The organism is Bradyrhizobium sp. UFLA05-109 (assembly GCF_054185165.1).
In genome coordinates, this window is sequence record NZ_JBBIAR010000030.1 from 76,722 (window position 1) to 95,719 (window position 18,998).

Below are 18,998 nucleotides of genomic sequence, written 5' to 3' on the forward strand. Positions count from 1 at the left end.
CGAAGATGGAAAATATGACGATGCTGGAAACTTCAAACGTGAACGGACAGATCTTCACGGGCAACGTGCAACTGGTGCACGCGGTCGGCATGCATGCGCGACCCGCGGTCAAGCTGACCAAGCTCGCCAAGAAGTTCGAGGCGCAGATTTCCGTCCGCGTTGCCGGCGCGGCCGAGTGGATCAATGCCAAGAGCGTGGCCAAGATCATGGCCATGCGCGCCGCCCATGGCAGCATGATCGAGATCAAGGCGTTGGGCAGCGATGCGGAAGCTGCCGTCGCCGCGCTGATCGATCTGATTGCATCCGATTTCCCAGACGGGATTGCGTAACATGCGAGACAGCGCTTCAGGACCGGCCTACCGTGGCAGAACCGCCTCCATCGGTTTTGCCCAGGGGCCGTTCATCCGGGTCGATGCGGGCGCGAACGGCGAGCGGGTCGCCGGCACCCTGGTCGATGAAGCGCTGGCGTTGCGAAGTGCGATCGATACCGCGAGCCGGCAGATCGCCGAGCTTGCCGCAATCGCCGGGGGCGAAGCCGCGCAAATCCTGGAATTCCAGGTCGCGCTGCTGGAGGACGAGGACTTGGTCAGCGCGATCCTGGCAGCGATCGGCGAGGGCGAGCCCGCGGATGCCGCCTGGTGCGCGGCGCTCGACGAGCAGATCGCCGACTATAATTCGGCGCCGGACGAGTATCTGAAGGCGCGCAGCTCCGATTTTGCCGACCTTCGCGATCGCGTGTTGAACATCTTGCGCGGTGGCGAGGGCCATGCGTTGAGGATTCCGAGCGGAGCGGTCGTCTGCGCCGACGATCTGCCGCCTTCGCGCTTCCTCGAGATCGACTGGTCCGATGGCGGCGGCCTGGCGCTGTTGCGCGGCAGTCCGACGAGCCACGTCGCGATGCTGGCGCGCGCCCGCGGCATCCCGATGGTGGTGCAGCTCGGCGCGGTGCCGGCGGCGGGGACCTCGGCGCTACTCGATGGCGAGGGCGCAACGCTCGAGCTCGATCCCAGCGCGGAGCAGGTCGGCCTGTTCGAGAAGCGGCGGGAGCTTCACCGCAAGAGCAGGGCTTCCGCGCGAGCCATCCTCCGGCGGCCAGCGGCGTCCTGGCGCGGCGAACGGATCAAGCTCCTCATCAACATCCAGCGCGTCGAGGACCTCGACTATCCGGACGCGCAATATGCCGACGGCGTCGGCCTGATGCGCACCGAGTTTCTGCTGTCGGAGCGCGGCCTGCCTGACGAGGAGACGCAGTTTCAGGTCTACGATCAGGTCTTGCGCTGGGCCGAGCGGCGTCCGGTGACGATCCGTACCTTTGACGCAGGTGGCGACAAGCCGGTGCCGGGCTTCACGCCGGACGGCGAGGCAAACCCCTTCCTCGGCGTTCGCGGCCTTCGCCTTTGTCTCGCCCAGCCGGAGATCTTTGCGGTTCAGCTCCGCGCGCTGGCGCGTGCGGCAGTGCGCGGGAATCTCAAGGTCATGCTCCCGATGGTCACTTCAGCCCACGAGGTCGAGGCGGCACGAAAGCTGTTCGCCGACATCGTGCAGGACTTGCAGGCGAAAGGCACCGCGGCGCTGCTTCCCGAGCTCGGAATCATGGTCGAGGTGCCCGCGGCGGCGCTTTCGATCGCCAGCTTCAAGAGCGCCTTCTTCTCGATCGGTTCGAACGACCTTGCGCAATATGTCCTCGCCTGCGACCGCTCGAATGGCGCTCTCGCGCCGCTGCTGGATCCCTTGCACCCGGCGGTTCTCGAACTGATCACGCGGACCGCGGAGCACGGCCGGCGCGCCGGAATCCCGGTGAGCCTGTGCGGCGACATGGCGAGCGATCCGCGCTGCATTCCCGCGCTGCTCGATTGCGGGCTTCGGGAGCTGTCCGTGAATGTATCGGCGCTTGCGCAAATCAAGCAAACGATCGATCGTCTGGGCAGCGGAGGTGGAAAACTTGACTGACGCCGTTGTCGATGAACCGGCGGAGGCCGGCGCGGTTGCCGTCTACAAGCGCATCTTCAAGGAGGTCCTGGACAAGCGCCCCTCGGGAATGCGGCTGCGGCTCGCCCATGCCATGGGAAAGAACCGGAGCTTCGTCAGCCAGATCTCCAATCCGGCCTATCCAGTGCCGATCCCGGTGCAGCATCTCAACACGATCTTCGACGTCTGCCACTTTCCTCCGCAGGCAAAGGCGGCCTTTCTGCGCGCCTATGCGCGCGCGCATCCGCGCAGGATCAGCCGTCTGACCGAAGGACCGCACGAGCGGACCTTGACGCTGCATTTGCCCGATCTCGGCAGCGGCAAGCGGAATGCTCAGCTCGACGCGCTGCTCCAGGAGTTCGCGCGCCGGCTGATTGCCATCATGCAGGAAAAAGAATGAGGCAGGAAACTGAGGCATAAGTGATGGGGAGGGTCGCATGAAGAAGTTCATCAATTCCGTCGACGACGTCCTGGCGGAGAGCCTGGATGGGTTTGCTGCCGCGCATGCCGATCTCGTCACGCTGGGCGCGGAGCGCAAATTCGTGCATCGCCGTGAGCTCAACCGGAGGAAGGTTTCGCTGGTTTCCGGCGGCGGCAGCGGGCACGAGCCGCTGCATGCCGGTTTCGTCGGTTACGGCATGCTCGACGCCGCCTGTCCGGGGCAGGTCTTCACGTCACCGACGCCGGACCAGATCGTCGAGGCCGCCCAGGCCGTCGCCAGCGAGGCCGGTGTGCTGTTCATCGTGAAGAACTATGCGGGAGACCGCATGAACTTCGAGATGGCGGCGGAGATCGCCGAAGGCCGCATCGCGACCATCGTGACGGATGATGACGTCGCGGTCGAGAACTCCACCCACAGCATCGGTCGCCGAGGCGTCGCGGGGACGCTGATCGTCGAGAAGATCGTCGGTGCGGCGGCCGAGAAGGGCCTTGATCTGGCCGGCTGCGTTGCGCTCGGCGAGCGCGTCAATGCGCGGACGCGCTCGATGGGCGTGGCGCTGACGAGCTGCACCGTCCCGGCCGCCGGTGGGCCGACCTTCGCGCTCGCCGAGGACGAGATGGAGATGGGCGTCGGTATTCACGGCGAGCCCGGACGCCGCCGCGTCAAGCTGGAGCAGGCCGACGCCATCGCCTTCGAGATGACGACGGCCATCGCGGAGGATCTCGGCGCGCGCGAGGGGGCCGAGGCGCTGCTGCTCGTCAACGGCTTCGGCGGCACGCCCATGATCGAGCTCTATCTGATGTATCACGCCGCGCGAAAGCTGCTCGAGAAGCGCGGCCTGCGCATCACCCGCTCACTGGTCGGCAGCTACGTCACCTCGCTCGATATGGCCGGCTGCTCGCTCAGTTTGAGCCTGCTCGATGCCGAGGCGACGGCGCTGTGGGACCACCCGGTCCGCACCGCAGCCCTCAAATGGTGAGCCTGGCCTGATATGGACCACTGAGCGATCCCGAACTCCGCCGCGATGGAATGCGGCCCCGCTAAAGCGCGATGAGGTTAGGATGAATCGTCATCGCGCTTTAGGTTGTTGTTTGAGCATGATCTTTCCGGAAAACCGCTCCGCACTTTTCCGGATCATGCTCTAGCGGGCTGCCAGCGCGCCGGTTTGCTCCCTGAAACTGGCCGTGCCTTCAGGCACGGCATTTTTTTGAGAACCGTTCGCGGGTTCAATTTTCCGCGTTTTTGAGATTATTTTGGCAGCGGGACCAACCGTCTGCGTGGCCAGTGGCTCCCACCGGACGGGAACCGATGTGCCGGGATCCAAGTTAGTTCTCCGGTCGCGCTGGCATTCCCAAGGATACGATGAACGGCGCATGCCTTTGGCCCGCGCCAGGCCGGCCACGGGCACCTCAGAGTCGTCGCGCTACGGTGGAATGAACCCATGAAACGAACGGATCGCGCCAATGCAACTGAAGCCGTCGATCCTCGCTTCACGGATTTGGACGCATGGTCGGGGACCGCCGCATTGGAAGCGATGTGGGAAGGTCAACTCGCAGCAGTCGCAGCCGTCGGCCAATGTCTTCCTGCGCTCGCGGCGGCGACCGATGCCGCGGCGGAAGCCCTCGGAGATGACGGGCGCCTGGTCTATGTCGGCGCAGGAACGTCGGGCAGGGTGGCCATCCAGGACGGCGCCGAACTGACGCCCACCTTCGCCTGGCCTCAGCAGCGCGTCCACTTCATCATCGCCGGCGGCGAGAGCGCGTTTGTCACCAGCGTCGAAGGCGCGGAAGACGATGTCGACGACGCAATCGCCCAGATCGATGCCGCAAGGCTGTCGTCGCACGACGTCGTCATCGCGGTTGCGGCGAGCGGCACGACCCCGTTCACCGTGGCCGCATTGCGCCAGGCCGGCCGGTATCAGGCCGTGACCGTCGGCATTGCTAATAACCGCCAGGCCCCGCTGCTTGCAGCAGCGAAATATCCGGTGCTCGTCGAGACCGGGCCTGAGCTCATCGCTGGTTCAACGCGGATGAAGGCCGGCACCGCCCAAAAGATCGTCCTCAACCTGATGTCGACCGGCATCATGCTGCGTCTTGGTCGCGTCTACCGCGGCATGATGGTCAATATGCTGCCCACGAACGCAAAGCTGAAGCGTCGGGCCGACGCGATGGTCGCCCGCATCACCGGTTGCAGTGAAGAGCAAGCTGCCTCTGCCTTGGAATCGACCGGCGGCGACATCAAGTTGGCCGCCCTCGTCGTGCTCGGATACGACAAGACGGAAGCGGCGAATCTTCTCGCCAGCCACAAGGGCAATCTTCGTCGCGTGTTTGACGATCTGGGGTGAGGACCTTAGCAGGCGGCTACTCACCGCAGTCCCGAAGTCCGCCTCTCGTCAATTGGGCCCGATCACGGCATCAACCTGGCGGCCGTTCCGGGTGATGACGATGACGCCGTTGCGAATGGTAAATCTCGCGCCAAGCAGTTTCCGCACCTTGTCCGTGATTGGGGAAGGGAAGGGAATGGTTTCTCCCGCGACGGGATCGCCGACCTTGATCGGTTCAGTCGCGGACGCCGCAATTGGGGCAGGCTTGATAAAGTCTCTGATCAGCTGAATCTCTTCGCGCGACAGGATGAGCGAGCCCTGGTCGGGACGAGTCTCCGCCGGCGGTCTCGGTGTTTCGCTGCTTGGCTTGTCACGTGCCTCGTTGGCGCTTGCGATCTGATCGAGCCTGGCTATGTGCAGCTTGAGCGCGATGATCTCGCGTTGCAGCGTTGCGATCTCCGCTTTGAGCGACTTGACCTGCGTGAACACAATGGTCACGCAAACGCAACTCACGATGACGACGACGCTCAGCAATGCGAGCAACCAGCGCTCGAGGTTCCCTCTCGACTGCCCGGTCGTCTCTGGGACGTCATCGCGCTGGAGATGCCTGCGCCAGATGCTGCGTCCTCGCGCCACCCATTTGGCAAAGGCGGTCACGTCACCCGACTCATCTCCCCCCGAACCGAAGTGCGCGGATGACACGGCAAAAGCCTCGTCGACCGGACGAACAGTTGGTGCGTTGCTTTGCCCGGCGCCTGATTCCAGATCCTGGTCATCTGCAACGTGATCTTCCGCCGGCGGATGAGCAGCGATGTGCGACGGATCACGCCCCATCTGCAGGTCAAGCCGGCCAATATCCGTTCTCGATGGAGCCATCTGTCTACTTCAGCAGCTGCGCCGATGCGGCTTGAGTGCCCCGAGGGTCGTCTTGCGATGCTGCGGTTTTGCAGGCCGTCGCCGCCGAATCTGCAAGTCGTTCCCGCATGCTCGCGGACATGAACCGTGCCGACAAGCGAGACCGGTGTCAATTGGAGACGACGGTGGCAGTGTGGGGCCGAGCTCCTGCTCTTTCCCTCTTGTTATCGCGCTGGCATGCCGCGCGAATTGCCGAGTTGGGCCGGCGGGACGATCGAATGACGCGCGGCAAAATCGATCAAGGCGCCTCGTGCTGGGCTATCCGGCTGCAGCAAATCCCTGTGCGTTCCGAACAAGGTCACGGCGACTTCGATCTCGCCTTGCCAGTTCGTGATCGCGGACGAGATCGCACTCAGGCCCGGAATGTAACGTCCGTCGACATAGGCGATACGCTCGCGCTGGACTTTCGTCGTCAGTGCCTCGACGCTTTCCAGGTCGGGATTGAGATCCGGCCAGCTTACGCCCTCAGAAGCGGCGCGCGCGAGTTCGTTTTGCAACCGCGCGGCCAGCTGCTGAGACGGCAGGTAGGACAGGAAGATGCGCCCGGTCGCGGAGTCGAGCAGGGGGAACGTGCTGCCAAGACCGATCGACGTGGTCGTCAGATGGGGACCTCTCTCCATCCTGACCACGGTAGGGCCATTGTGACTCCAGACCGCAAGCAGCGCGGCTTGTCCGGTCACGGCAGCCAGTTCCTCGAGCTCTTCGGACGCACGGACGACGAAGTTGTTCCGGCTGATGGCCGCAACACCCAGCTCCGCTGCTTCGCGGCCGAGGTCATACCGGCCGGAGCGCTCCTTCTGCACGGCAAGGCCCGCATGAATGAAGCTTGCCAGATAGCGATGCACCTTGCTCGGTGGCATGCCGGCTTCGCGCGCGATATCCGACAGCGTCGCCGGCCCGTCAAAGGATCGCAGGACTCGCAGGACCGAAAGCGCGGCGTCGAGAGCCTGGATGCCGCCAGGGGCCGTCCCGCCGCTCTCTTCATCAGTATCTTTCGGGCGCGTCCGTTTCATCCCAACATGTCCTTGAACTCTTGCGGCACGCTCGCGCCGCGGAGCTCGCCTGTGTCCGTGACAGAGGCCCAGGCGCGCTGTTCGAAGCCGCTCGCAATCTGCACGTTTCCGACCGACAGCTTGTAGTCGATTCGAAACCGCCGCTCTTGCCACTCGGCGACTTCTGCGCGGACCACCAGCTCATCGTCGTAACGGGCGGGCCCCACAAATTGGGCGCCGACATTGACCAGCGGCGTGACGCTCCTGAAGCGGCGCTTGAGCTCCCGCTGGCTCAATCCGCAGCTCCGCAGCCAGCGCTGATAGGTGCAGTCAAACCAATAGAAGTAGTTGGGATAAAAGACGATTCCGGCTTCGTCGCAATCGCCCCACTCGATCGTGAAAGCTGTCTCAAACATCCGAAAACTCTCCTGCCGCATGACGCCGGGCCAAAGCTTAGCCTCGCCGGGCACGTTCCCTATAAGAAAAATATTTCCTCACTATGCAAAAATATATTGCATATCGAGAAATCGATTGCATAATACGCAATAAGAATACGGTTAGCAAAGCAACAGGGAAGGGGAAAGTCATGCGGCTCGGTCGCATTGCTGTGCTGGGGGGCGGTCCTGCGGGACTGTATTTCGCTTACTTGTGGAAGCGTCGGCATCCCGGCGACCACGTCGACGTCTTCGAGCAGAATCCGGAAGGGGCCACCTGGGGATTTGGCGTCGTCTTCTCCGACAAGGCGCTCGACTTCCTTCGCGCCGATGATCCGGAAACGGCCGAAGCCGTCTCGGCGCACATGGAGACATGGCGCGACATCACGCTCGTTCACCGTGGCGAGCGCGTCGCGCTCGACGGTGTCGGCTTCTCCGCGGTCGGACGGCTCGATTTCATCACGCAGCTGACCGAGCGCGCACGATCCGCCGGTGCCAATCTGAACTTCGGCACGGTCGTGCGTTCGGTCGATGAACTCGCGGGATACGACCTGATCGTCGCTGCCGACGGCGTGAACTCGCTGGTCCGAAGGACCTATGAAGGGGACTTCAAGACGTCCCTTTCCTACGACGACAACAAGTTCGCTTGGTACGGCACCACCAAGCGCTTCGAGACGCTGACCCAGACCTTCGTCGAAACCGAGTACGGCTGCTTCAACGCCCATCACTACCGCTACTCGCCGACGATGAGCACGTTCATCGTCGAGTGCGATCGCGCCACATGGCTGCGCGCCGGCTTTGCGGAGAAGACCGAGGAAGAGAGCAGGGCGATTTGCGAAAAAGTGTTCGCCGACACGCTGGAAGGACATCCGCTCGTCAATAACAAATCGGTCTGGCGGAATTTTCCCTGGCTGTGGAATGATCGCTGGTCGCACCGCAACATGGTGCTCGTCGGCGATGCGCTTCACACCGCGCACTTCTCGATCGGATCTGGAACGCGCCTCGCGCTCGAGGACGTCATCGCCCTCGTCAATGCGCTGGACGGCGAGCCGCACAGCGTCCGCCGTGCACTGGAAGACTACGAGGCCGCGCGCCGACCGGTGGTGGAGAAGCTGGTCAAGGCCGCAAAAACGAGCGCGGCCTGGTACGAGCGCTTTGCCGAGCACATGAAGCTAAATCCGCTGGACTTCGGCTACAGCTACATCACCCGTTCGGGGCGGATCGACGACAATCAACTCCGCGCGATGTCGCCGGGCTTCATGGCGCGTTACGACGCCAGTTCATTGGTCTCCAGCACGTAAGCGATGACGAGGAGCGTTTCCATGACGGACGGAATCAGCCACGCGATCGTGGATCATGTGCCCGACAACGCACCCGGCGCGCGGGAGATCGGCTTCGAAATCGCCGAGCGCTACAACGCCAGCGAGATCCTCTTCGACAATCTCAGGGCGGGTCGTGCCGACAAGGTCGCGATCTACGCCGCAACCGGCAACACCCGCTATGGCGAACTGTGCGCCAAGGCCGCCAAATGCGGAAACGCGCTCACGTCGCTCGGACTTGTCGCCGGTGACCGCGTGCTCCTCTTGCTGAACGACACGGCGGCCTATCCCGCCGCGTTCTTCGGCGCGATCCGCGCCGGCTTCGTGCCGATGCTGATCAACACGCTCTCGCCGAAGGAACTCATCGGCTTCTATCTGCAGGACTCGGCCGCACCGGTCGCGGTCGTCGACGCCGAATATGCTGCCCTGTTCGACCAGGAGACGATTGCGGGAACGTCGCTGCGCGCGCTGGTCGTCGTCAACGGCGATGCCGCGTGCGAACCGTCCTCGATCAAGATGCTGAATGGCGACCAATGGTTCGCCCAGTTTCCCGCGGAACTGGACGCCGCGCCCACGAGCCGCGACGACATGGCGTTCTGGATGTACAGCTCGGGCAGCACCGGCCGGCCAAAGGGCATCGTACATCTCCAGCACGACATGGCCTATACCGCGGATAGTTTCGGCCGTCACATCCTGGGAATCGAAGAGACCGATATCTGTTTCTCCGTGCCGAAGATCTTCTTCGCCTACGGGTTCGGCAATTCGATCACGTTCCCGTTCTCGGTCGGCGCCAGCACGGTCCTGCTCGCCGGGCGGCCAGAACCGAATGCGGTTCTGGACTTGATCGAAAAATTCAGGCCCACGCTCTTCTTTGGCCTGCCGACGCTTTACAACGCGTTGCTGCATCATCCCCGCATCGAAACCGCCGACCTGTCGAGCGTGCGCCTCTGCCTGTCGGCCGCCGAAGTGCTGTCGCAGGACATCTTCAACGACTGGCGGCGGCGCTTCGGGCTCGAGATCGTCGAAGGACTCGGATCAACCGAGGTGCTGCACATCTATCTCTCGAATACGCGCGAGCAGAAGAAGACCGGGACCGCCGGCAAGCGCGTTCCGGGATACGAGATCCGACTGACCACGCCCGAGGGGGAGCCCGTCGCGCAAGGCGAAGAAGGTGTGATGTGGGTCCGCGGTCACTCCAACGCGCCTTGCTACTGGAACCGGCCCGACAAGACCGAGCAGACCATGCGCGAGGAGGGGTGGATCTGGACCGGCGACAGGCTCGTCGAGGACGCCGACGGCTTCTTCACTTTCGTCGGTCGCGTCGACGATCTCATCAAGGTGAGCGGCCAGTGGATCTACCCGGTCGAGATCGAGCTCTGCCTGTCGGATCATCCCGCAGTCCGGGAATGCGCGGTGCTTGGCCTCGAGCTTCCCGATCGCCGCATGACCACGAAAGCGTTCGTGATCCTTCGGGACGGTCATGTGGCGAGCGAGTCGTTGACGCGGGAGCTGCAGGATCACGTCAAGTCAAAGCTGCTTCCCTACAAATATCCACGCCTGATCGAATACCGGTCCGATCTGCCGAAGACAGGAACGGGCAAGATCGATCGGCAGAAGCTGCGTAGCGCCCCGTTGGTGGCCTGACCAGGCAGCCAGCTCCACTTCCCCAAGCTTACAGAACTGTCACCGGCTTAGAAACACAGGCTCACTGGAGTTCGTGATGTCCGCTGCGAATATTGTAGACGTTACCGAGGTCATCGAAGAGGCGCGGTTCGGACGCCTCCAGCTTCTGATCCTCGTTCTTTGCGCATGGATCGCCTTGCTCGACGGTTTCGACACGCAGGCGATCGCCTATGTCGCGCCCGTGATTGCCGAGCAATGGGGGATCGCCATGGCCGGCTTCGGTCCGATCTTCGGTGCGGGCCTGGCTGGGCTCACGGTCGGTGCTTTCGTCCTGAGCCCGGCTGCCGATCGTTTTGGTCGGAAAAGCGTGATCCTGCTCTCGGTGCTGCTGTTCGGCATCTTCGCGCTCGTCACGGCGCGCGCGACCACGCTGAACGAGCTTCTGGTCTACCGCTTCCTGACGGGCCTTGGACTCGGTGGCGCGATGCCCAACATCATCGCGCTGACCAGCGAATACGCGCCCAAGCGGATGCGCGCGCTGCTCATCGCCATCATGTTCTGCGGCTTTCCGCTGGGCTCGACGATCGGCGGCGTGATCAGTGCGCCGCTGATCGGTGCGCTCGGCTGGCAAGCGGTCTTCGTCGTGGGCGGCGTGCTTCCCCTCGTCACCCTGATCGTGCTGTTGATCTGGCTGCCCGAATCGATCCGCTATCTGATGACACGCGACGTCGCAGACGAGCGGATCGCAAGGTTGCTCGTCAGGCTCGACCCGACCATCGCGGCGACGGCGGCGAGCCGCTATGTCATGCATGGTTCGCAAGCGCCCGGATTTCCGGTGACGAAGCTCCTTGGGGAAGGCCGCGCATCCATGACGGCGCTCCTGTGGATCGCGTTCTTCATGAACCTGCTCGTCATGTACTTCCTGGTGAACTGGATGCCCTCGCTGCTCAAGGCGAGCGGCCTGCCCCTCAACATCGCGATCCTCTCGACGGCGGTGTTGAACGCCGGAGGCGTCGTCGGCGCGATCGTTCTCGGCCGCTTCGTCGATCGGCTCGATCCATATCTCGTGCTCGGCGGCGCCTATTCGGCCTCCGCGCTCTTCATTGCGGGTATCGCATTCGGTTCTTCCAATGTGTGGACGCTGATGATCTCGACCTTCCTCGCCGGGTTTGGCGTGGTCGGCGCGCAGATCAGCATGAACGCGCTCGCGGCAAGCCTGTACCCGACCGCGATCCGCTCCACCGGGGTCGGCTGGGCGCTGGGCGTGGGTCGCATCGGATCGATCATTGGCCCGGTCGCAGGTGGCGTGCTGCTCGGCTTCGGATGGACCGCGCAGTCCGTCGTCTTGACCGCGGCGGTGCCGGCAATTCTGGCGGGACTGGCGGTGATCGCGCTTCGCAGACGAGAGCCGGCGCTCGCACTCGTGTCGTCGGCCGCGACACTGCATCACTAACCATCTTGTTCTCAATCACAGCGAGACAAACGATGTCCCACGATACGATCATGGCCCCAACCGCCGATACGCCGGAACGCCGGGCCTTCTATGACAAGATCGACAAGAGGAACCTGACGGCCCTATGGCTGTCGCTGGCCGATCTCGTCACGCCCGAACCGAGAAGCGGGTGTCGCCCGGCATCCTGGCGCTTTGATGAGATCCGGGCGTATATGCTCGAGGCCGGAAGTCTCATCACCGCCAAGGAGGCGGAGCGGAGGGTTCTGGTCCTCGAAAATCCCGGTCTTCGCGGCCAGTCGAAAATCACCACGGATCTCTATGCCGGCGTGCAACTGGTGATGCCGGGTGAGGTTGCGCCGGCCCACCGCCATACCCAATCCGCGCTGCGATTCATCCTCGAAGGCGAGGGCGCCTACACGGCGGTGAACGGCGAACGCACCATCATGCACGAGGGCGATTTCATCATCACGCCGCCCTGGGCCTGGCACGATCACGGCAACCCCAGCCCCAATCCGGTGTTCTGGCTCGACGGTCTCGATATTCCCGTCATTCAGATGCTCGATGCATCCTTTGCCGAACATCTCGACGTCGACGAGCAGCCGATCACCCGTCCCGTCGGGGACAGCGACGCCCGCTACGGCCATAACCTGCTTCCTGTCGATCACAGGGGAGGCGGCGGCACCTCGCCGGTGTTCAACTATCCCTATGCGCGAACGCGCGAGTCGCTCGAGCGCTTGCGACGTGGCGCGGCCTGGGACGCATGCCACGGACTCAAGATGCGTTACACCAACCCGATCACCGGCAATCACGCCATGGCCACCATGGCGACCTTCATCCAGCTCCTGCCGAAGGGGTTTGCAACGACGGCTTACCGCTCGACCGACGCGACCGTGTTCGTGCCGATTGAGGGCAGGGGGCGCAGTGTCATCTCATCGCGATCCGGCGAGGACATCGTCGTCGAGTGGGGCAAGCGCGACATCTTCGTCGTCCCCTCCTGGCATCGCGTGCGTCACGAAGCGATCGACGGCGACGCCGTGATCTTCTCCTATTCCGATCGACCCATTCAGGAAGCCCTGCATCTTTTCCGGGAGGACCGCGGCAATGCCTAACGCCAACACTCACTCTGATTTCGTTCTGCCGCCGCCGCCGCATGCGTCGGTCGCGGTCCACAATTCGTCGGCACGCTTTCCGCTGCGCCGGATCATCTGTGTCGGACGCAACTATGCGGCGCACGCGCGCGAGATGGGGCGCGATCCCGATCGCGAGCCACCGTTCTTCTTCATGAAGCCCGCGGACACGGTCGTGGACGACGGAACGACGGTTCCCTATCCGCCGCAGACCAGCAACTTCCACTACGAGATCGAGCTGATCGTCGCGATCGGCCAGGGCGGCACCGACATCCCCGTCGCTCGCGCGCTCGATCATGTCTGGGGCTACGGCGTCGGCATCGATCTGACCCGCCGCGATCTGCAGCTTCAGGCCCGTGAGCAGGGCCGTCCCTGGGACTGGGGCAAGGGTTTTGACCTGTCGGCGCCGATCGCCCCGCTGCGACCGGTTTCGGAGGTCGGCCATCCAAACGCCGGGCGCATCTGGCTTGCCGTCGACGGTGTGCTCAAGCAGGACTCCGACATCTCAAAGTTGATCTGGCCCGTGCCGGACATCATCTCGATCTGCTCGCAGTCGATGGTGCTCAAACCCGGCGACATCATCATGACGGGCACGCCGGAAGGCGTCGGTCCGGTGCAGCGCGGCCAGGTGATGACGGGAGGAATCGAGGGGATGGGCGAAATCAGGATACCTGTCAAATAGCTTCGTTGAAGTCGCATCGCTCGTGTATTCATTTGTCGCGTCGCGCTGGCCTCCTTGGCCAGCCGGCGCTGCACTTCAACTTTCGAAATGGGGCTGCGTGGATGGCCGGTGTTCGGGTCTTCGCAACGGAATAATTTGGCAACGGAAAAATTTGGCGACGGAATAACGCACCACGGGAACGGCTACGAGCCCGGAAACGTTTGATCTAGCTCAACGGTCGTCTTGTCGTTTCGGTGCCCTCTCACGACCGTCATATCCGCCCCGCTTTCCGTTGGAGCAACGATGCGCACGATCCTGGTCGCACTGACGCTATTGGCAGCCGTTACCACGGCTCATGCTGCACACGATTATCCCTGGTGTGTCTTTGGCGGAGGGCTTGGCGCCTCCGGTGACTGTTCTTACCAGACAAGAGAGCAGTGCCTGGCGTCAGCATCCGGCCGATGGAACACGTACTGCGATATGAATAGGCGCCATCTCTTCAAGCAGCGCGCATCGCATCCCAGGAAAGTCCAACAGTATTGAGGACCGCGTGCAAAGCAGATGGGACTCCTTTCCATCTTACCGCGGCACTATTGTCCCGAAACCGGATCGACCGGAGGGAAGCCGAGCGCGTGTGCACCAGCGCGCGCATAAAACCGCTCCTGGGCAAAGACATGTTGCCTCGCGGCGTGAACATCGCGCAACCGCCGCTGCAGCGGTGATGCGTTGAGCACGACGGAGGATCCGCCGAGCCCATGGCAGCCGCTGACGACGTCGGCGCAGGTCGCGTGGATCCAGGCGTTACCCTGCAGGCTCTCGGCAAAATCCGTCTTGTCATCGAGCACGCCCGCGATTGCGCGATCCCAATGGTTTTCCGCCTGAACCTGCAGGAGCGCACGTGCCGCCCGCAGCCCGGCATCGAGCCGGCCGAATTCGTGCTGGAAGACAGGCGAATCCCTGAGATCGGCGGGCGCGAAGAGCTGGCGGCGGCCACCGCCGGTCATGGCGACGAGATCGGCGATTGCGCCGGTCGCAATACCGATGGGGACGGCCGCATGAAGGTCTCCGATGAACGGCGCGATGGCACCCGCGAACGGCCCCGGCACGCATGAAGGTCCATGAAGCAGATCGAAACACTCGGCCTCGGAGACGGTGACATTATCGAGGGTCACATGATGGCTGCCGCTGCCTGTCAGTCCGAAGGCCTGCCATGTGTCCTCGATGTGCCAGCGCTCCGCTGGAAGCACGACAGCGCGCGTCAATGGCCGCGCGCCCGACATCACCGGCGCCCCGTCCTTGTGGACGACGAAATGACCGGCGATCCATTGCGCGTTCTGGCAGCCGCTGGCGAATGGCCAGCGTCCTGAGACTCGATAACCGCCATTGACCGTTTCACCCCGACCGGCGGGCGTGCCCACCCCGACCACGAGCACATCGGCTCCATTCCTGTACATACGATCGAATATTTCCCGCGGCGCCCGCATGCAGAACATCTGCGACGTCGTTCCGATCCCGGCCACCCAGCCGAGCGAACCGTCGAGCGCAGACAAGGCTTCGATCAGCGGCAGAACCTCAGCCACGCTCAGCTCCAACCCGCCATGGCTGCGCGGCAGCATGGTCCGGAAGAAGCCCATCTGTCGCAGCCTGTCGGTGATGTCGGCAGGAATTCGTCGGGCGCTCTCGATCTCGCCAGCGCGAGCGACAATCTCCGGCGCCAGTTCATTGATCGACGCGAGCAGTCGCGCGACTTCACGCGCAACGGGCTGCTGCCTGGTGGGGCGATTGGTGTCCTGGCGCACAAATTGAACTTGAGTGGTCACCATCGGTGTATCTCCAGAGCTAGTGTGACAGAGACGGACGGAATGGTTACGGCTGCAACATGGTTTCCCGATCGAACGGCTCTATCTCTCCGGCAGCGGGATCGCAGACGCGAAGACCCGATCGGGATCGAAGCGACGCTTGAGGGCGCAGAGCCGGGCGCCATTGTCGCCATAAGCCGCCGCCGCCTGTTCGCGGTCATCCGGCGCCAACAGGTTGGCGTAGCCACCCGGCAGGGCGAACGGGGCGAGGCTCCTGCAAAGGTTCTGCGCCCATTGCCTGTGCTCCGCGCCGTTGCTCCCATCGGGCTCCCAACCGGCGATGATCTCCACCATGAAATGTTCCTGGCGCAAGCCGAAGGCGATCGCATCCGCCGGAATGCGCGTGGCCGCGCCGTGAAAGTGGTGAAAAGCGATGGCAGTGCGGGGCGACGTCTTGCGGGCGGCTGCGCCGATGATCGTATCGATAGCGCCGGGCATGAGCGTGGGCAGCGAGCGCGTCCGGATCTCCCAGTGGCAGCCAGCCGCTTCCGCCACCCAGGCGTCAAACGGGGCGAGCATGTCGGTGTAGGTCATCGGCCCAAGCTGTGCGAATTGCGGCGTTCCAAGGGCCTGGAGGTCACCGATGATGCGTTCCCCTCGATGTTGGTCGCCGTTCCACAGTGGCGACAGCATGAGCGCGGGCTGGCCATCCGGACCGGATGTCATGATCGCTGACACACCGAGTTCGTCAGGCATGGTTTCCGCGAACGCCGCGTAGCGGCGCAGCACTGACTCGGCTTCGGTCCAGGGATACACGATCGATCCCGCGAGCATGCGGGGCGCTTCATGCAACTGGATCCGCATGGAGGTGACAACGCCGAAATTGCCGCCGCCGCCGCGTAGCGCCCAGAACAGCTCGGGCTCCGCATCCGGTCCGGTCGTTACGCGCCGCCCGTCCGCGAGCACCACCTCGGCGCCCAGCAAATTATCCGCCGCCAGGCCGTACCGACCGTTCAGAGGGCCGTAGCCGCCGCCCAGGGTGAGGCCGGTGACGCCGACCTCACCGCAGTTGCCCAGTGCCGCGACCAGACCGTAGAAGCCGGCGGCGGCAGCCACGTCCTTGATCCTTGCTCCGCCGGAGACGGTTGCTGTTCGAGCGTGCGGATCCACGATGACTTGCCTCATCCTGCCGAGGTCGATGACGAGTCCGTTCGGGCATAAGGCGCGGCCCGCCCAGTCATGACCTCCGCCGCGCACCGACAGAGGGATTCCGTGCCGACGCGCACTGCGCACCGCCGCCTGCACGTCCGCGGTCGTCTCACACACTGCAAATAAAGCAGGCTGGTTCTCGACCGCGCCGTTCCATACCCGCCGCGTGCGGGCATAGTCATCGTCGCCCCGTGACACGATTCGTCCCTGCATCTTTGCGCCCAGTTCCGCGGCTGGGCCGGAGGTCGTCGATTTGTTCATGACGTTCATCAATTCCTCCACTTGTGATTTCGAAGACATGAAGGGCCTACGCGGCCGCCATCATGGACTTGACGTGGCTTGCCAGCTCGGGCTGGTGCAGCGCGCTCTGCGGCCTGAGGAGCCCTCGTACTTCGCAGACGATCCTGTCCGTCTCGTAGTCCTCGGCGGCGAGCCGCATGAGCGCGCGCGTGTATTGCGTCCTCGCTTCGAGGTCCGGCGGCCGCACGCCGCGCGTCTGCGGATAAACGAGATCGTCCATCGCGACGGTCCATGGCGTTTCGAGAAGCGGCTGGATGTCGCGGAAGAAGGCTTCCGCGAGGCCATCGAGCGGATCGATGAGTCGGCAGCGCGACTCGAGCAGGGTCGCTAAAACGCAGCCCTCCTGCGCGGCGACCGACATCCCCTGGCCCTGGACCGGGGGGAAGCGGCAGATCGAGTCCCCGAGCGGGATCAACCCGCGAGGGAAACGGTCGAGCTTGTCGAAAGCGCGCCGCACGCTGCATGGCATTCCGAACCGCTCGATGTTGCCGACCTGCTTCGCGCCGCGGATCGCATTGTAGATGGTGGGACGGCGAAGCGACTTGGCGAAGGCCATGAACCCGTCAATGTCGCCCGGCGCCGTCTCGCCGTGATTTACGCAAAGCGAAACGCTCCATCGTTGCCCCTCTATGGCCATGATGATTGCGAGGCGGCTGCTGGCCGGCGGCATCGGCACGTGCACCATGCCGAGCCAATCCGTCGGAGCGTCGTCAGGCTTTTCGAAGATGGCCGTCGCATAGGCCTGATCGATGCCGATCTCGATCGCTGCCGGTTTCGCCGAGCCGATCGCTTCGAGGAAGCGAAGCGCTGGCGAAGCCCGACCCGAGGCGTCGACGACCAGATCCGCAGCAAGACTTCCCTCCCTTCCGCGCATGTCGTCAAAGCGCACTCCGGCCACCGCACGATTGTCGTGCGAGGCGATGAGTTCCGTCACGCGCATGCGCGGCCTGAACTCGATATTCCTGATACGTTCGACCCGGCGACGGCAGACGTGCTCGAGCGCAGGGCGCGACATGCCGAATTGATCGAAGCCGAGGTCGCGCTGCGGGAAAGGATCGAAGCCCGGCGCCTCGAGGCGCATGTCGCGCCGAACGCGTATCCGAACGGCGCCAGCCTCGACGAGATCATGCTCGATGCCTGGAAACAGAAATTCGAGTGCTCGGTGTCCGCCCGCGAGCAGCCCATGCGTGTGCCAAGCCTGCGGCGTGCCGGAACGAGGCACAGGCACGTCCGGCAATGCGTCACGGTCGAACACCATGACCTTTTCGAAGTACGGCGCGACGGCCTTTGCCGCGGCGAGACCTCCCATCCCCGCACCGATGACGACGGCTTGCTTGAGTATCGGATTTGACATGCGTAGGGTTCCCGATGGATGCGATGTCGGCCGGCACAATCTTCCGCCGGCGGCGAAGCTGAGCGAGCCTCCCGCACGATGAGCGGGACGCGCTACGCAAGAATTTCAGGAACTACGCATTGCGTTACAGCCGTAGCGTGGTGGCTCACGGCAAACGAGCGCACATCTGCAAGATGACGCGCAGGCTCGGTCACACAACAATGCGCGCCCGCCAAAATCACATCCGGGGTCCGCCTGCCCAATGGAACACGTCTCTTGCGGCCGGGTCCGTCAAGGATCGGGTCTTACATGGCCGGTTCGAAGAATTGGTTAGAAGCGCTCGACCGGCGCGGCAAAAACATAGCCGACGCCGCGCTCGGTCCGGATCATGGGCGGTGCATCCGAATCAATCTCCAACTTGCGCCGCAGCCGCAGGACCTGAACATCGACGCTCCGATCGAAAATATCTTCATGAACCCGCGTCGCATTCAGGAGATGCTCGCGTGAAAGGGGGCGCTCAGGAGCTTCCAGGAACGCCAGCAACAAGGCATACTCGCCTTTGGTTAGCGAGACTGGTGTTTCGTTGGGGTCGACGAGACGTCGGCCATAACGCTCGAGCCGCCAGCCATCGAACCTGTAGCCGCCGCCTTCCCGCACACGAGTTTGCGCTGAACGCGACATTTCCCGGCGTCGCAGTATCGCGCGGGCACGTGCGAGCAATTCTCTGGGACTGGGCCTTACGATGTAGTCGTCGGCGCCAAGTTCGAGGCTGACGACAGAGTCAACCTCGTCGGCGCGATTGCCGGTGACGATGACTGGAACGTCTGATTTCGACCGGATGGATCGCAGTCGATCCAGCCCGTCATGCAGGCCGTGTGGCTGGTCCATGATGATCAAGCTGGGAAGCGTTCGGGTGCAGTTCAACTCGCTCCAGTCGGACGAACAACTAGTGGGGAAATTGTGGTCGGAAAAGTAGCTGCTCACCGCCTGCCGCATCAACGGATCATTGTTGACGATCAGGACATAGCCTGTCGCTCCGATCTCCTGGTTCATGTCTTTTCCCGTCAGTCATCAGACGCACTTCCGATCTCATCGCCCCC

At 63.6% G+C, this 18,998-nt stretch carries 18 protein-coding genes; 11 read left to right on the top strand and 7 right to left on the bottom strand.

Annotated elements, in window-relative coordinates; translation table 11 throughout:
• Window positions 1-20 precede the first annotated feature (20 nt).
• From Q3C01_RS22555 to Q3C01_RS22575, 5 genes are all read left to right on the top strand, one after another.
• Window positions 21-329, top strand: coding sequence for an HPr family phosphocarrier protein (locus Q3C01_RS22555; protein ID WP_458147493.1), 309 nt, complete (start codon window positions 21-23; stop codon window positions 327-329).
• A 1-nt stretch (window position 330) separates the two neighbouring features.
• Window positions 331-1,950 (top strand): phosphoenolpyruvate--protein phosphotransferase, encoded by a 1,620-nt coding sequence (gene ptsP / locus Q3C01_RS22560; protein WP_458147494.1) that lies wholly within the window; start codon window positions 331-333, stop codon window positions 1,948-1,950.
• A complete protein-coding gene (locus tag Q3C01_RS22565) occupies window positions 1,943-2,368 on the top strand; it encodes a hypothetical protein (RefSeq protein WP_027526250.1) in 426 nt (141 codons plus the stop codon). The genes ptsP and Q3C01_RS22565 overlap by 8 nt, the downstream gene beginning before the upstream one ends.
• Window positions 2,369-2,405: 37 nt before the next feature.
• On the top strand, window positions 2,406-3,389 hold the full coding sequence (gene dhaK / locus Q3C01_RS22570) for a dihydroxyacetone kinase subunit DhaK (RefSeq protein WP_458147495.1): 984 nt from the start codon (window positions 2,406-2,408) through the stop codon (window positions 3,387-3,389).
• A gap of 462 nt (window positions 3,390-3,851) precedes the next feature.
• Window positions 3,852-4,754: an N-acetylmuramic acid 6-phosphate etherase gene (locus Q3C01_RS22575; RefSeq protein ID WP_458147496.1), complete on the top strand. Its 903-nt coding sequence runs from the start codon at window positions 3,852-3,854 to the stop codon at window positions 4,752-4,754.
• Window positions 4,755-4,802: 48 nt separating this feature from the next.
• Here Q3C01_RS22575 and Q3C01_RS22580 read toward each other — a convergent pair whose 3' ends face one another.
• The 3 genes from Q3C01_RS22580 to Q3C01_RS22590 form a co-directional block, all read right to left on the bottom strand.
• A complete protein-coding gene (locus Q3C01_RS22580; protein ID WP_458147497.1) occupies window positions 4,803-5,390 on the bottom strand; it encodes a hypothetical protein in 588 nt (195 codons plus the stop codon).
• A 422-nt stretch (window positions 5,391-5,812) separates the two neighbouring features.
• Window positions 5,813-6,661, bottom strand: coding sequence for an IclR family transcriptional regulator (locus tag Q3C01_RS22585; RefSeq protein ID WP_458147498.1), 849 nt, complete (start codon window positions 6,659-6,661; stop codon window positions 5,813-5,815).
• On the bottom strand, window positions 6,658-7,056 hold the full coding sequence (locus Q3C01_RS22590; protein ID WP_458147499.1) for an acyl-CoA thioesterase: 399 nt from the start codon (window positions 7,054-7,056) through the stop codon (window positions 6,658-6,660). The genes Q3C01_RS22585 and Q3C01_RS22590 overlap by 4 nt, the downstream gene beginning before the upstream one ends.
• A gap of 170 nt (window positions 7,057-7,226) precedes the next feature.
• Here Q3C01_RS22590 and Q3C01_RS22595 point away from each other — a divergent pair, with 170 nt between their 5' ends.
• From Q3C01_RS22595 to Q3C01_RS22620, 6 genes are all read left to right on the top strand, one after another.
• Window positions 7,227-8,375, top strand: a complete 1,149-nt coding sequence (locus Q3C01_RS22595) for an FAD-dependent monooxygenase (protein ID WP_458147500.1) — start codon at window positions 7,227-7,229, stop codon at window positions 8,373-8,375.
• A gap of 33 nt (window positions 8,376-8,408) precedes the next feature.
• Entirely contained in the window at window positions 8,409-10,037 is a 1,629-nt protein-coding gene (locus Q3C01_RS22600) for a benzoate-CoA ligase family protein (RefSeq protein WP_458147530.1), read from the top strand.
• A 76-nt stretch (window positions 10,038-10,113) separates the two neighbouring features.
• Window positions 10,114-11,469 carry an MFS transporter gene (locus Q3C01_RS22605; RefSeq protein ID WP_458147501.1) on the top strand — a complete coding sequence of 452 codons (1,356 nt, stop codon included), beginning with the start codon at window positions 10,114-10,116 and terminating at the stop codon, window positions 11,467-11,469.
• 50 nt (window positions 11,470-11,519) lie between these two features.
• Window positions 11,520-12,578, top strand: coding sequence for a gentisate 1,2-dioxygenase (gtdA, locus tag Q3C01_RS22610; protein ID WP_458147531.1), 1,059 nt, complete (start codon window positions 11,520-11,522; stop codon window positions 12,576-12,578).
• Window positions 12,571-13,278: a fumarylacetoacetate hydrolase family protein gene (locus Q3C01_RS22615; protein ID WP_458147502.1), complete on the top strand. Its 708-nt coding sequence runs from the start codon at window positions 12,571-12,573 to the stop codon at window positions 13,276-13,278. Before gtdA ends, Q3C01_RS22615 begins: the two co-directional genes overlap by 8 nt.
• A gap of 282 nt (window positions 13,279-13,560) precedes the next feature.
• Window positions 13,561-13,800, top strand: a complete 240-nt coding sequence (locus Q3C01_RS22620; protein WP_458147503.1) for a DUF3551 domain-containing protein — start codon at window positions 13,561-13,563, stop codon at window positions 13,798-13,800.
• Window positions 13,801-13,847: 47 nt separating this feature from the next.
• Here Q3C01_RS22620 and Q3C01_RS22625 read toward each other — a convergent pair whose 3' ends face one another.
• The 4 genes from Q3C01_RS22625 to Q3C01_RS22640 all read right to left on the bottom strand — a co-directional run bounded on the left by Q3C01_RS22625 (window position 13,848) and on the right by Q3C01_RS22640 (window position 18,951).
• Window positions 13,848-15,080, bottom strand: coding sequence for an acyl-CoA dehydrogenase family protein (locus Q3C01_RS22625; protein ID WP_458147504.1), 1,233 nt, complete (start codon window positions 15,078-15,080; stop codon window positions 13,848-13,850).
• A gap of 78 nt (window positions 15,081-15,158) precedes the next feature.
• The gene (locus tag Q3C01_RS22630; protein WP_458147505.1) at window positions 15,159-16,535 is read right to left on the bottom strand and encodes an FAD-binding oxidoreductase; all 1,377 of its coding nucleotides are present in this window, start codon (window positions 16,533-16,535) and stop codon (window positions 15,159-15,161) included.
• A 37-nt stretch (window positions 16,536-16,572) separates the two neighbouring features.
• Complete coding sequence (locus Q3C01_RS22635) at window positions 16,573-17,919, bottom strand: NAD(P)/FAD-dependent oxidoreductase (protein WP_458147506.1); 1,347 nt, start codon at window positions 17,917-17,919, stop codon at window positions 16,573-16,575.
• A 309-nt stretch (window positions 17,920-18,228) separates the two neighbouring features.
• Window positions 18,229-18,951 carry a winged helix-turn-helix domain-containing protein gene (locus tag Q3C01_RS22640; RefSeq protein ID WP_458147507.1) on the bottom strand — a complete coding sequence of 241 codons (723 nt, stop codon included), beginning with the start codon at window positions 18,949-18,951 and terminating at the stop codon, window positions 18,229-18,231.
• Window positions 18,952-18,998 lie beyond the last annotated feature (47 nt).